Source organism: Kitasatospora sp. NPDC057595, assembly GCF_042800875.1.
GTDB lineage: Bacteria > Actinomycetota > Actinomycetes > Streptomycetales > Streptomycetaceae > Kitasatospora.
In genome coordinates this window covers 24,550-36,685 of sequence record NZ_JBHVGL010000001.1, presented here as the reverse complement: position 1 = coordinate 36,685, position 12,136 = coordinate 24,550, and the positions used below count along the sequence as shown (strand labels likewise).

15 protein-coding genes are annotated in these 12,136 nt (G+C 72.8%); 10 read left to right on the top strand and 5 right to left on the bottom strand.

Going from position 1 to position 12,136, the window contains the following annotated elements; all coding sequences use genetic code 11:
* Nucleotides 1-8: 8 nt before the first annotated feature.
* Nucleotides 9-566 (top strand): class IV adenylate cyclase, encoded by a 558-nt coding sequence (gene cyaB, locus ACFU9E_RS00195; protein ID WP_380681690.1) that lies wholly within the window; start codon nt 9-11, stop codon nt 564-566.
* Here the strand turns inward: cyaB and ACFU9E_RS00190 are convergent.
* Nucleotides 508-705, bottom strand: a complete 198-nt coding sequence (locus tag ACFU9E_RS00190) for a type II toxin-antitoxin system VapB family antitoxin (protein ID WP_380681692.1) — start codon at nt 703-705, stop codon at nt 508-510. The two genes, cyaB and ACFU9E_RS00190, sit on opposite strands and share 59 nt — an antisense overlap.
* Nucleotides 706-876: 171 nt before the next feature.
* On the opposite strand from ACFU9E_RS00190, the gene ACFU9E_RS00185 reads away from it, so the two are divergent.
* Both ACFU9E_RS00185 and ACFU9E_RS00180 read left to right on the top strand, forming a co-directional pair.
* On the top strand, nt 877-1,497 hold the full coding sequence (locus ACFU9E_RS00185; RefSeq protein WP_355360637.1) for an HhH-GPD-type base excision DNA repair protein: 621 nt from the start codon (nt 877-879) through the stop codon (nt 1,495-1,497).
* A gap of 61 nt (nt 1,498-1,558) precedes the next feature.
* Entirely contained in the window at nt 1,559-1,834 is a 276-nt protein-coding gene (locus ACFU9E_RS00180) for a DUF2087 domain-containing protein (RefSeq protein ID WP_380681694.1), read from the top strand.
* Between the two features lie 76 nt (nt 1,835-1,910).
* Here the strand turns inward: ACFU9E_RS00180 and ACFU9E_RS00175 are convergent, their stop codons facing one another.
* Nucleotides 1,911-3,350 (bottom strand): MFS transporter, encoded by a 1,440-nt coding sequence (locus ACFU9E_RS00175; protein WP_380681727.1) that lies wholly within the window; start codon nt 3,348-3,350, stop codon nt 1,911-1,913.
* A 197-nt stretch (nt 3,351-3,547) separates the two neighbouring features.
* On the opposite strand from ACFU9E_RS00175, the gene ACFU9E_RS00170 reads away from it, so the two are divergent.
* Complete coding sequence (locus ACFU9E_RS00170) at nt 3,548-4,516, top strand: helix-turn-helix transcriptional regulator (protein WP_380681695.1); 969 nt, start codon at nt 3,548-3,550, stop codon at nt 4,514-4,516.
* An 84-nt stretch (nt 4,517-4,600) separates the two neighbouring features.
* Here the strand turns inward: ACFU9E_RS00170 and ACFU9E_RS00165 are convergent, their stop codons facing one another.
* Nucleotides 4,601-5,119, bottom strand: a complete 519-nt coding sequence (locus ACFU9E_RS00165) for a YbhB/YbcL family Raf kinase inhibitor-like protein (protein WP_380681696.1) — start codon at nt 5,117-5,119, stop codon at nt 4,601-4,603.
* A 127-nt stretch (nt 5,120-5,246) separates the two neighbouring features.
* Between ACFU9E_RS00165 and ACFU9E_RS00160 the strand changes: the two genes are divergently transcribed.
* Complete coding sequence (locus tag ACFU9E_RS00160; RefSeq protein WP_380681698.1) at nt 5,247-5,912, top strand: rhomboid family intramembrane serine protease; 666 nt, start codon at nt 5,247-5,249, stop codon at nt 5,910-5,912.
* An 85-nt stretch (nt 5,913-5,997) separates the two neighbouring features.
* Complete coding sequence (locus ACFU9E_RS00155) at nt 5,998-7,161, top strand: hypothetical protein (protein ID WP_380681700.1); 1,164 nt, start codon at nt 5,998-6,000, stop codon at nt 7,159-7,161.
* A 31-nt stretch (nt 7,162-7,192) separates the two neighbouring features.
* Here the strand turns inward: ACFU9E_RS00155 and ACFU9E_RS00150 are convergent, their stop codons facing one another.
* A complete protein-coding gene (locus ACFU9E_RS00150) occupies nt 7,193-8,761 on the bottom strand; it encodes a helicase HerA-like domain-containing protein (RefSeq protein WP_380681702.1) in 1,569 nt (522 codons plus the stop codon).
* Between the two features lie 172 nt (nt 8,762-8,933).
* On the opposite strand from ACFU9E_RS00150, the gene ACFU9E_RS00145 reads away from it, so the two are divergent.
* Both ACFU9E_RS00145 and ACFU9E_RS00140 read left to right on the top strand, forming a co-directional pair.
* Entirely contained in the window at nt 8,934-9,230 is a 297-nt protein-coding gene (locus tag ACFU9E_RS00145; RefSeq protein ID WP_030061387.1) for a type II toxin-antitoxin system VapB family antitoxin, read from the top strand.
* 275 nt (nt 9,231-9,505) lie between these two features.
* Entirely contained in the window at nt 9,506-10,174 is a 669-nt protein-coding gene (locus ACFU9E_RS00140; RefSeq protein ID WP_380681729.1) for a LytR C-terminal domain-containing protein, read from the top strand.
* A gap of 80 nt (nt 10,175-10,254) precedes the next feature.
* Here the strand turns inward: ACFU9E_RS00140 and upp are convergent, their stop codons facing one another.
* A complete protein-coding gene (upp, locus tag ACFU9E_RS00135; protein ID WP_355360658.1) occupies nt 10,255-10,890 on the bottom strand; it encodes a uracil phosphoribosyltransferase in 636 nt (211 codons plus the stop codon).
* Between the two features lie 184 nt (nt 10,891-11,074).
* Here upp and ACFU9E_RS00130 point away from each other — a divergent pair, with 184 nt between their 5' ends.
* The gene (locus tag ACFU9E_RS00130; RefSeq protein WP_380681704.1) at nt 11,075-11,311 is read left to right on the top strand and encodes a hypothetical protein; all 237 of its coding nucleotides are present in this window, start codon (nt 11,075-11,077) and stop codon (nt 11,309-11,311) included.
* 291 nt (nt 11,312-11,602) lie between these two features.
* Nucleotides 11,603-12,103 carry a hypothetical protein gene (locus ACFU9E_RS00125; RefSeq protein WP_380681706.1) on the top strand — a complete coding sequence of 167 codons (501 nt, stop codon included), beginning with the start codon at nt 11,603-11,605 and terminating at the stop codon, nt 12,101-12,103.
* Nucleotides 12,104-12,136 lie beyond the last annotated feature (33 nt).

The window sequence follows — 12,136 nt, the reverse complement described above, 5'->3', positions numbered from 1 at the left end:
CACACACCATGCAGTACATCGAGGTCGAGCAGAAGTTCCGACTTCTCAGCCCCTCCGCCGAGTTGAAGGATCAGCTCACCGCCCTCGGCGCCACGCCGGGCCGACCGACGCGGCAGGTCGACACGTACTACAACGCGCCGCACCGGGACTTCCTCGACAACGCCGTCGTCTCCGAGTGGCTGCGCGTCCGGGTCGAGGACGGGGCGGGGGCGTCGGTCAACTTCAAGCGGTTCCATCCCATCGCGTCGCCGGTCAAGACGCACTGCGACGAGTACGAGAGCGGCATCGGCGACGCCGAGGCCGTCCGGCGGCTGCTCGGCTCGCTCGACTTCACGGAGCTGACCGTCGTCGACAAGACCCGCGAGGAGTGGCACGTCGACGGGATCGCCGTCGCCTTCGACAGCGTGGCCGGCCTCGGCGACTTCGTCGAGTTCGAGTTCAAGGGCGACGCCGACACGGTCGACCGGGCCACCGCCCGCCTGGAGGCGTTCATCGCCACCCTGGACATCAGGCTCGGCGACCGGATCCACCTCGGCTACCCCCACATGACCCTCGGTCTGGAGTAGCCGACGCCGCCGACGGCCTCCGCACAGCCGGCGCCTCGCGCAGGGCCTTCTCCACCGTCTCGGCCGGGGTCGCCGTACCCGGTACCCGGGCTGCTTGCGCGAGCAGCCCGTCATCCAGGTCGAGTGCCGTTCGACTCACCCGTTCACCACCCGCCTTTCCATCACCAGTGTTTCCGGTCCGGATAGTTCCGCCGACGAACCACCGCCTGGTTCCAAGGAATCACCCGGTCATGGCGTGTTGACGCGGCCGCCTCACCCCCCGTCCAGCAGACTGGGCGCGACCCGAGTCCACGCTCCGAGGAGGCATCCCATGAACGTCACCGTGCGGCTCGCGCAGCAGCCTCAGGCCGACGAGCTGCTCGGCCGGAGCCCGCTCGCCGCGCTCGTCGGGATGCTGCTGGACCAGCAGGTGCCGATGGAGTGGGCGTTCACCGGGCCGCTCACGATCGCGCAGCGGCTGGGGCACGAGGACCTCGACGCGCACGAGATCGCCACCTACAACCCGGAGGAGTTCGTGGCGCTGTTGTGCGAGAAACCGGCCGTGCACCGGTATCCGGCGGCGATGGCGAAGCGGGTGCAGCAGCTCTGCCAGTTCCTGGTGGCGCAGTACGACGGGGACGCCGGTGCGCTGTGGAAGGACGTGGCGACCGGGCGCGAACTGCTCAGCCGGCTCAACGCCCTTCCGGGGTTCGGGAAGCAGAAGTCGCAGATCTTCCTCGCGCTGCTCGGCAAGCAGTACGGCGTCCGGCCGGAGGGCTGGCGGGAGGCGGCCGGAGTGTACGGCGAGGAGGGGGCGTTCCGTTCGGTCGCGGACATCACCGGGCCGGATTCGCTGGAGCAGGTGCGCGCCACCAAGCAGGAGGTGAAGCGCGCCGCCAAGGAGGAGAAGGCGGCGAAGGAGGCCCAGGCGAAGGCCAAGGCCCGGGTCTGACACCGCGGTCGGGCGCCGAAAACCCGTTGCCCACCGCCGCCCCGCGCGCGACGCTCGGGACATGACCGATGCCGCCGTCGCCCCCGCCGTGTCCGCGCTGTTCGCCCCCGACGGCCGGCTGATCGCCGTACCCCGCCGGGCCGCCCGCCGCGAGCAGCTGCTCGACCACCTCGCCCGGACGCTCTTCGAGCCGGACCGCTCCTACACCGAGCGCGAGGTCAACGACGCCCTGCGGACGGTGCACGACGACTTCCCGGCCCTGCGCCGCTACCTCGTCGAGGGGCGGCTCCTCATCCGTGCCAAGGACGGCAGCAGCTACCGGCGCGCCGACGCCTGAGGACTCCCCCGGTGCGCACACGAGAGGCCCCGGCCGCGCACAGCGCGCGACCGGGGCCTCCGCACGATCCCGACGGCTACACCAGGACCAGCTCCTGCTCCGGCTCCTGGTCCTGCTCCGAATCCGCCGCCGCCGTCGAACCGGCACCCGCCGCCTTCTGCCGCCCGGGCAGCGCGAACATCAGCAGGAACACCACCGCCAGCACCCCGAGCACCCACCACATCGCGTGCTGGAACGCCCCGACGAACGGCTCGCCGGCCACCGTCCCGGTCGGCACCGCGCCGAAGAACGCCACCGACACCAGACCCAGGCCGAGCGCCAGACCCACCTGGTTCACCGTGTTGATCAGGCCGGACGCCGAGCCGGCGTGCTCCCGCGGCACCTCCGCCAGCACCGCGTTCGTGATCGGCGCGACGATCAGGCCCATCCCGGCGCCCATCAGCACCAGCGGCAGCGCCATCTGCCAGGGCGCGATGCCGGTGCCGTACCGGTGCGCCTCCGCGATGTAGACCAGCACACCGGACGCCATCACCAGCGCGCCCGCCTGGAGCACCTTGCGGCCGAACCGGGGGACGAGCTGCTGCACGGAGACGCCGGCCGCCGTCGAGCAGGCGAGCGAGAACGGGATGCCGGTCGCGCCGGCCTTCAGCGGGCTCCAGCCGAGGCCCAGCTGCATGTAGAGGGTCCAGACCAGGAAGAAGATCCCGGTGACGACGCCGAAGGTCAGCTGGACGCCGATGCCGGCCGCGAAGGACTTCACCCGGAACAGCGACAGCTCCACCAGCGGCGAGCCGTCCCGCCGCGTCTTCATCCGCTCGTAGACGACGAACAGCGCGAACACGGGCAGGCTGCCGGCCATCACCAGGTGGCCCCAGAGCGGCCAGCCGGCCTCCCGGCCGTGGGTCAGCGGGTAGATCAGCATCAGCAGTCCGGCGCTGGCCAGCACCACGCCGAGCAGGTCGAGCTTCAGGGCCCGCTCGGCCTTCGACTCGCCGATGAAGACCCGGCCGAGCAGCAGGCCGGCGATGCCGACCGGCAGGTTGATCAGGAAGATCGGGCGCCAGCCGAGGCCGAACACGTCCCACTCCGTCAGCACTGCGCCGATCAGCGGGCCGCTGACCGCGCCGAGTCCGACCACCGCGCCGAACAGGCCGAACACCTTGCCGCGCTCCTCCGCCGGGAAGGTCGCGTGCACGATCGACAGCACCTGCGGCACCATCAGCGCCGCCGTCCCGCCCTGCAGGATCCGCATCGCGACGAGCATCTCGGAACCGCTCGCGAAACCGCACAGGGCCGAGGCGAGCGTGAAACCGGCCATTCCGATCAGGAACAGTCGCTTGCGACCGTAGATGTCACCCAACCGACCACCGGTGATCAATCCGATCGCGAAGGCCAGCGCATAGCCGCCGGTCACCCACTGCACGGCGGAGAACGACGCGCCCGTGGACTCCTGGATGCTCGGGATCGCGATGTTCACGATCGTGACGTCCACCAGGTCCATGAACGAGGCCGTCATCACGATCGCCAGCGCGATCCACCTCCGCCGGTCCGCCGCCGCGTCCGGCACCGCCTTCGCCACCGCGTCCGCCGCCGGATCGGCCGCCTTGCCCTTGCCCACCACACGCTCCTCGTCGCCGTTCCTCTTCAGCACGTCGACGAAACTAACGGGCATCTAGGTCAGATCCTGACCGCCACTTCGGGCACCCTGATCCCATGACGGACACCCCGGCACGACTCCTCAGCCTGCTCTCCCTCCTCCAGACCCCGCGCGAGTGGCCCGGCAGCGAGCTCGCCGACCGGCTCCAGGTCAGCCCGCGCACCATCCGCCGCGACATCGACCGGCTGCGCGACCTCGGCTACCCGGTCGAGGCCACCATGGGGCCGGTCGGCGGCTACCGGCTGGTCGCGGGCACCGCGATGCCGCCGCTGCTGCTCGACGACGAGGAGGCCGTGGCCATCGCGGTCGGCCTGCGGGCGGCGGCCGGGCACGCCGTGGTCGGCATCGAGGAGGCCTCGGTGCGCGCCCTCGGCAAGCTGCTCCAGGTGCTGCCCGCCCGGCTCCGGCACCGGGTCGCCACCCTCGACCGGGCGACCCTGCCGCTGCTCAGCGGCGACGGTCCGACCGTCGACCCGGAGGACCTCACCGTCCTGGCGGGCGCGGTCGCCAACCGCGAGCGACTGCGCTTCGCCTACCGGGCCGGCGACGGCGCCAAGACCCGGCGCCAGGTCGAGCCGGACCGCCTGGTCTCGGCCGGCCGCCGCTGGTACCTGGTCGGCTTCGACCTCGACCGGGACGACTGGCGGCTCTTCCGGGTGGACCGGATCGGCGAGCCCTTCGCCACCGGCGCCCGCTTCACCCCGCGCCCGCTGCCCGCCGAGGACGCCGCCGCGTACGTCGCGAGCAAGCTCCGCCGCCAGTCCCCCACCCCGACCCTGGAGGCCACCCTCCGGCTGCCCGCCGACGAGGCCCGCCACCGCATGGGCGGCTACGGCGATGCCGACGAGATCGAGCCGATCGACGAGCACAGCTGCCGCTTCCGCTCCCGCACCGACGCCCCGGACTGGCTGGCCGTCCGCCTCCTGATGCTCGGCTGCGACTTCGAGGTCCACTCACCCCCCGAGATGCGCACCCGCCTGCGCGCCCTCGCCACCCGCGCCACCCACGCCGCCGGCCCGGCCTGAACTCCCGGCCCGAGTACCCGGCCGAAACGACGATGCCGCCGCCCGTGCGGTCACGGACGGCGGCGTCGGGGCTCCGGCGGCGGGTCAGGCGCCGAACTCGGCGGTGATGACGGCGCGGGCCAGGGTGTGGAAGGTGATGTTGAAGCCGACCTGGGCCGGCGGGGCGTCGGCGGAGACGTCCAGGGCGTCCACGTCGAGGGCGTGGACGGCGAAGGCGTAGCGGTGGGCCGGGCCGGGCGGCGGGGCGGCGCCGTCGTACTTGTTGCCCGGGAAGTCGTTGCGGGCGTGGAACGAGCGCTCGCCCGGCAGGTCGGCGTCGGAGGCGCCGGCGCCGCGCGCCAGGCCGGTGGTGTCGGCGGGCAGGTTGAGGGCGAGCCAGTGCCACCAGCCGGAGCCGGTCGGGGCGTCCGGGTCGTAGCAGGTGACGGCGATCGAGCGGGTGCCCTCCGGCAGACCGGACCAGGCCAGCTGCGGCGAGAGGTTGTCCCCGCCGTAGCTGAACTCCTTGGCCAGCGTCCCGCCCTCGGTGATGTCCTCGCTGGTCAGCGGGAAGGACGGCACCTGCGGCAGGAACTCGTACGGCAGCGGCGGACGCACACTCATGGAGGGTCACCTCTCGGCACGGTGGGATAAGGGGCCGCCCGGACCCGGGTGCGGGCCTTCGGGCGGGATGCGCAGGATTCACCTTAGTGGGGTGACCAACCACCCACCCCGGCCCTACAGTCGGGTTATGTCCCCGCGATTCGCCCGGTTGCTCCGTGACTCCCGCGCCGCGCTGTTCACGATGCTCGGCGCACTGGCCGTCATCTGGGCGGTTCAGGTGGCGAACTGGCTCGACGACTACCGGCTCTCGTACGAGTACGGGGTGAACTCCGGGCGGCTGGACGAGCTGCCGGACATCCTCACCGCGCCGCTGCTGCACTTCGGTTGGGACCACATCGAGGCCAACTCCTGGCCGCTGTTCGCCTTCGGCTTCCTCGCCGCGTACCGGGGCATGAAGCGGTTCCTGCTGGCGACGGTGCTGATCGTGGTGGCCAGCGGCTTGACGGTCTGGTTCTTCGAGCGGCCCGAAGCCGTCACGGCGGGGGCCAGCGGGGTGGTCTACGGGTACTTCGGCTACGTGGTGCTGCGCGGGATCTTCGACCGCAACCTGGTGGACACCGTGATCGGCGTGGTCGTCGCGGCGATGTACTCGTACCTGTTGCTGGGCGTGCTGCCGAGCGCCCAGGGCGTCAGCTGGCTCGGCCACCTGGGCGGACTGGTCGGCGGCCTGGCCGGCGCCTGGCTGCTGCGCGACCGGGGCGAGCGGACCCCGAAGAGCGGCCCGAAGGGCGCCGCCGACCCGGCCGGCCCGGGCTCCGCGCTGCTCAAGGAACTCGACGACCTGGGCATCTGAGCGCGCCACCCCGGCCAGGTATAGACCATTCCCACCCCGGCGGTTAGCGTGAGCAGGCACCTGCCCCCTGCTCCGGAGCCGCACCGTGGAGTCGTCCGTCCTCGCTTTCGCCACCGACCTCCTCGACGAGGGCGCCGACACCTTCTTCGGCAACCTCACCGACCGGGCCGGGGTCGGCGGCGTCACCCTCGCCTCGGTCTACCACGAGGCCCGGGACGTCTTCCCGCACAACCCGCACCGGGTGATCCGCTACCTGGAGCCGGGCGCCGCCTACTTCCGCCCCGACCCGGCCCGCTGGTCCGGCCGGCGGCTGCGGCCCGTGCCGTCCACCGCGATCGGCGAGCGCGACCCCTTCGCCGAGGCCGCCGAGGAGGCCCGCCGGCGCGGGCTGAAGCTGCACGCCTGGACGGTGTTCTGCCACAACGACCGGCTCGGCTTCGAGCACCCGGACTGCGCGCCCGCCAACGCCTTCGGCGACCGCCACCTCACCGAGCTGTGCCCGGCCCACCCGGAGGTCCGCGAGTACGCCCACACCCTGGTGGCGGAGCTGGCCCGGTACGGCGTGGACGCGATCCGGGCCGAGTCGCTGCACTTCCACGGCCTGCGCCACGGCTACCACCACGAGCGCTACTTCGAGGAGCTGGGCCCGGCCGCCGAGGCGCTGCTCGGCCTCTGCTTCTGCGCGCACTGCCGGACGGCGGCCGTCCGCGCGGGCGTGCCGGCCGACGAGGTGGCCGCGGCGGTCCGCACCGAGCTGCGCCGCCGGCTGGCCGACGAGTCGGCCGCCGCAGAGCCGGCCGCGCTGGACGAGCTGGCGGACGGCGCCGTCGCCGCCTACGTGGACGCCTCGGCGGCGACGGTGACCTCGCTGGCCGCCGAGGTCGCCGAGGAGGCGGCGCGGCACGGCATGCGACTGACCTTCATGGACGGCGGCGGGCCGGGCACCGGCTGGCTGTCCGGGATCGACCTACCGGGGCTGGCGAAGGCCGCCCACCAGATCGAGACGCTCGGCTACGCGCGCACCCCGGAGGCGGTGCGCGAGAAGGTCGCCGCCTTCGCCCTGCACGGGGTGCGTCCGCAGGACATGGCGGTCATCCTGCGCCCGATGGCCTCGGACTGCGACGGCCCGGCGAACCTCGCGGAGAAGATCGCCGTCCTGCGCGCGCTGGGCGTGCCGGAGGTCGAGTTCTACAACTACGGCCTGATGCGCCTCTCCTCACTCGACCGGATCGGCGCCGCGCTGCGCTGACACCACGGGCGACGGTCCCTCACCGACGCCCTCACCGGCGCCGCCGGGACGTGCCGAACAGGCTCCGGGAGATCTCCCTCCCGAGCTGCGTCCCGGCGGACCGGGCGAAGGACTTCAGCGCCGGGTTGGCCAGCAGCGAGCCGAGCAGCCCGGCGTCCGCCTTCTCCCGCCGCGCCCCGGGCGCCCGTTCAGGCTCCCGCGCGGGCTCCCGCTCCCCCGCCGGCACCGGCTCCGCCTGCGGCCGGGCCGCCCGCGCCGCCAGCTTCTCGTACGCCGACTCCCGGTCGACCGCGTCCCGGTACCGCCCCAGCAGCGCCGACCCGTCCACCGCCGCGCGCAGCGCCCCCGGCTCCAGCGGTCCCATCAGCGACTGCGGCGCCCGCAGCCTGGTCGCCGCGACCGGCGTCGGCGCGCCCTTCTCGGACAGCACCGTGACCACCGCCTCGCCCGTCCCCAGCGAGGTCAGCAACTCCGTCAGGTCGTACGCGGCCGACTTCGGGAAGGTCGAGACGGTCGCCTTGAGCGCCTTGGCGTCGTCCGGGGTGAACGCCCGCAGCGCGTGCTGCACCCGGTTGCCCAGCTGCGCCAGCACGTCCCCGGGCACGTCCTTCGCCGTCTGGGTGACGAAGAAGATTCCCACCCCCTTGGAACGGATCAGCCGCACGGTCTGGGTGATCGCCTCCAGGAAGGCCTTGGAGGCGCCCTTGAACAGCAGGTGCGCCTCGTCGAAGAAGAAGACCAGCTTCGGCCGGTCGAGGTCACCGACCTCGGGCAGCTCCTGGTAGAGGTCGGCGAGCAGCCACATCAGGAAGGTCGAGAAGAGCCGCGGCCGGTCCTGCACCGCGGGCAGCTCCAGCACCGAGACCACCCCCCGGCCGTCCTCGGCCCGCCGCAGCAGCTCGGCGGTGTCGAACTCCGGTTCGCCGAAGAACGCCCCGGCGCCCTCGTTCTCCAGCAGGGTCAGCGAGCGCAGGATCACCCCGGCGGTGGCGGCGGAGATCCCGCCGATGCCCTTCAGCTCCTCCTTGCCCTCGGGCGAGGCGAGGAAGGTGATGACCGCCGTGAGGTCCTTGAGGTCGTACAGCTCCAGGCCGTTGCGGTCGGCGTAGTGGAAGACCAGGCCGAGCGACGACTCCTGGGTCTCGTTCAGGTCCAGCACCTTGGCCAGCAGCAGCGGCCCGAAGCTGGTGACCGTCGCCCGCAGCGGGATGCCGGTGCCCTGGCCGCCGAGCGCGTAGAACTCGGCGGGGCAACCCCGGGCCGTCCAGTCCTGGCCGACCTCGGCGGCCCGGGCGGCGGTCCGCTCGCCCGGCTCGCCGGGCGCGGCCACCCCGGAGACGTCGCCCTTGATGTCGGCGAGGAACACCGGCACGCCCTGGGCGGACAGCTGTTCGGCGATCAGCTGGAGGGTCTTGGTCTTGCCGGTGCCGGTGGCGCCCGCCACCAGCCCGTGCCGGTTGAGCACCCCGAGCGGCACCCGGACCGGGGCGTCGGCGTACGCGGTGCCGTCCAGCAGCACCGCGCCGAGGTCCAGCGCGGGACCGGCGAAGGCGTACCCGTCGGCGATCTCCCGGACGGCGGTCGGAACGGCAGCGGACATCGGTCACCCTCCAGAGCGCTGCGGCGGGCCGGACGAAAGGACGGCAGCCGCGCGGGACCTACACGACATTTCCCATGAAACAGCCGCAATCCCCCGCCCGCAGCCGGTACCGGTGCGCGTGGCGGCGTCGCGGCTGCTGCGCCATCCGCCGCCCAAACGGTAGGCTTTCCGTGTGATCTTCAAGCGCATCGGCAATGGGCGGCCGTACCCGGATCACGGCCGTACCAGCACCCGCCAGTGGGCGGACGTCGCCCCGCGCCCGGTGCGACTGGACCAGCTGGTGACCACCAAGGGACAACTGGATCTGGAAACCCTCCTGGCGGAGGACTCCACCTTCTACGGGGACCTCTTCGCGCACGTCGTGAAGTGGCACGGTGACCTGTACCTGGAGGACGGACTGCACCGCGCGGTCCGCGCCGCGCTCCAGCAGCGCCAGGTGCTGCACGCCCGCGTCCTCGAAATGGAATGACCCGGGGGCCGGCCGGCCCGGCCCCGTACGCGTTCGGACCGCTCTCCGGGATTCCGGAGGGCGGTTCCGTTCGTACCCGGGTGCGGTCGCGGTGCCGCCATTCGGGTACCGGCGTACTCCTGATGATGATCGTTTAGTACCTTCACCGCTGTACGGCACTAATCTGCTGACTACGGCCGCGACCGCGTTCGCGTGACACCGCCTTCGCGGGCACCGCGCCCGGCCCACCGTCACCCGATCCCCGCCCCGGCACGAGGGGGAGACAAACCGTGAGCATGTTGACTCCCCAAGGCCTGAAGGGGAAGCAGTACCGGATCACCGGCAACTCCTACCCGAGGCTGGGCCGCCCGCCGAAGCGCAGCCGCAGGGTGCTCGCGCTGATCGCCGCGGTGCTCGCGCTGGCCCTGATCGGCCTCGGCGGCGTCCAGCTCTGGGACATCTTCAGCGGCAAGGGCAAGAGCGCCTCCGCCCAGGCCTGCGCCACCCCGTCCGGCAAGCCGCTGGCCGCCCCGACCGAGGCGGCGCCGACCGCGCCGGGCTCGGCCACCGCGCCGATCGACCCGAAGGCCGTTCCGCAGCCGGCGGCGGTCACCGTGAACGTCTACAACGCCACCGCCAAGGCCGGCCTGGCCGCCCGCACCGCCGAGGAGCTGAAGAAGCGCGGCTTCACCATCGGCAAGGTCGGCAACGCCCCGGCGGAGCTCGACAAGAAGGTGCCCGGCACCGCCCAGGTGATCGCCGGAGCGGCCGGCGCCGGGGCGTCCACCCTGGTCGGCTCGGTGATCGCGGGCGCGACCAGCACCGCCGACGCCCGGACCGACACCACCGTGGACTTCGTCATCGGCGACAGCTACAACGCACTGCTGGACGAGACCCAGGCCGCCGCCGCGCTGGCCCTGGCCACCAAGCCGGTCCCGGCCCCGAGCACCACCGGCAGCTGCTGAGCACCGGACCCCGCAGGACGGACGAAGCCCCCCGGCACCGCGCCGGGGGGCTCCGCTTCGTTCGGGTGGGCCGGAGGGACTCAGCCCGCCGTGCCGTACAGCCGGTCGCCCGCGTCGCCGAGGCCCGGGACGATGTAGCCGTTCTCGTTCAGCCGCTCGTCGACGGCCGCGGTGACCACGGTGACCGGCAGGCCGGCCAGCTCTCGCTCCATCACCGCGACGCCCTCCGGCGAGGCCAGCAGCACGACGGCGGTGACGTCGGTGGCGCCGCGCTCGATCAGCATCCGGATCGCCGCGACCAGCGTGCCGCCGGTGGCCAGCATCGGGTCGAGCACGTACACCTGGCGGCCGGAGAGGTCGTCCGGCATCCGGGTGGCGTAGGTGGAGGCCTCCAGGGTCTCCTCGTTGCGCACCATGCCCAGGAAGCCGACCTCGGCGGTCGGCAGCAGCCGGGTCATGCCGTCCAGCATGCCGAGGCCGGCCCGCAGGATCGGCACCACCAGCGGGCGCGGGTAGGACAGCCGGGTGCCGGTGGTCACGGCCACCGGGGTGGTGATCTCCACCTCGTCGGTGCGGACGTCCCGGGTGGCCTCGTAGGCGAGGAGGGTCACCAGCTCGTCGGTCAGGCGACGGAAGGTCGGCGAGTCGGTGCGCTCGTCGCGCAGGGTGGAGAGCTTGTGGGCCACCAGGGGGTGGTCGACGACGTGGATCCGCATGCATCGAGGTTAGCCCGGGTACGGACGCCCGTACGACACGCCGTGCCAGGGCGGGCCGCGCCCGACGCCGGGCGGGTGACGGGTCGCACGTCACTCGCCGTCACGCGCCGTGACCCGCCGAGAACGTCCGGACGGATCGGCCTCCTGTGGTATCAATCCGGCCGATCTGGGAAAGTCAGGTCCTATGACGAGCAACCCGAACCCCGGGGACGGCTCGGCGGACGGGGCCGCAACCCCGTCGGGCCCCCACTCGGGCCCGCCCCCGGACCGGCCGGAGACCGAGGCGGAGCGCCGCAGGCGCCGCGCCGTCTTCCTGCGCGAGCTGACCGAGGCCCGCGAACTGCGCGAGCGGGTGCAGCCCCGCCGGACCAAGGAGCGCCGGATGCGCGAGGCCATGCGGATGCGAACCTTCCGTTTCTGACAGGCCCTCCACGGCTTCTCCACACTCCCGCTGCCACCCGGTCGTCCGTTCACCGTCCGACGGCCAACCCTTCCGACACGACCTGCAAAGACGCGCTGCAGAACACCCCCCGCAGAGCCTTGCTTTCTGTCACGATTCCGATGGGACGGTCCGAACAGCGGACCGCCTCTGGCGCGGGGGCGGCCAGTACCGCGTCGCCCGCGAGCGCCGACAGCCGAGACCGAGATCTTGGGAGTGTCCCTGGTGGCGTACTTCGCTGCAGTGCTTGCTCGCACCGAGGACGGGTGGGATGTGAGCGAGACGGAGCTCGACGACGTCGAAACCCTCGCCGACCTGGCCGACCTGGCCCGTCAGGCGGCCCAGGACGACGACAGCGTCCTGCTCTTCATCGAACAGGAGGACGCCTGGTTCGCCATCGTCCGGGTGGACGGCGAGGAGGATCCGCGGATCTTCGTCTCGGACGGCGCCGCCGCGGCCCGCAGCTCCTACGGCTCCGTCCTCACCGACGAGCTGGTGGACCAGGCCGGCGAGAGCGAGTTCGGCGACCTCGACGACCTGGTCGCCGAGCTGGAGGACGGCACCGAGGCCCAGGAGCAGGAGGACGACGAGGACGGCGACGACCCCGGCGGCGTCCCGGTCGGCCCGCTCGGCGACGCCCACCTGCTGACCGAGTTCGGCCTCGCCGCCGACGAGCTGACCGCCCTCAGCGGCGAGGGCGCGGTGCCCGGTGACGCCCTGGAGGAGATCGCCGAGGCGCTCGGCTGCGGCGAGGTCCTGGAGGCCGTCCGGTAACGCCCCGTGTCCGCCGTCCGGACGGCCGGACCC

Coding starts and splice junctions, on each gene's coding strand:
- cyaB (WP_380681690.1), top strand. CDS start 9: ATGCAGTACATCGAGGTCGAGCAGAAGTTCCGACTTCTCAGCCCCTCC.
- ACFU9E_RS00185 (WP_355360637.1), top strand. CDS start 877: ATGAACGTCACCGTGCGGCTCGCGCAGCAGCCTCAGGCCGACGAGCTG.
- ACFU9E_RS00180 (WP_380681694.1), top strand. CDS start 1,559: ATGACCGATGCCGCCGTCGCCCCCGCCGTGTCCGCGCTGTTCGCCCCC.
- ACFU9E_RS00175 (WP_380681727.1), bottom strand. CDS start 3,350: ATGACGGCCTCGTTCATGGACCTGGTGGACGTCACGATCGTGAACATC.
- ACFU9E_RS00170 (WP_380681695.1), top strand. CDS start 3,548: ATGACGGACACCCCGGCACGACTCCTCAGCCTGCTCTCCCTCCTCCAG.
- ACFU9E_RS00165 (WP_380681696.1), bottom strand. CDS start 5,119: ATGAGTGTGCGTCCGCCGCTGCCGTACGAGTTCCTGCCGCAGGTGCCG.
- ACFU9E_RS00160 (WP_380681698.1), top strand. CDS start 5,247: ATGTCCCCGCGATTCGCCCGGTTGCTCCGTGACTCCCGCGCCGCGCTG.
- ACFU9E_RS00150 (WP_380681702.1), bottom strand. CDS start 8,761: ATGTCCGCTGCCGTTCCGACCGCCGTCCGGGAGATCGCCGACGGGTAC.
- ACFU9E_RS00140 (WP_380681729.1), top strand. CDS start 9,506: ATGTTGACTCCCCAAGGCCTGAAGGGGAAGCAGTACCGGATCACCGGC.
- upp (WP_355360658.1), bottom strand. CDS start 10,890: ATGCGGATCCACGTCGTCGACCACCCCCTGGTGGCCCACAAGCTCTCC.
- ACFU9E_RS00130 (WP_380681704.1), top strand. CDS start 11,075: ATGACGAGCAACCCGAACCCCGGGGACGGCTCGGCGGACGGGGCCGCA.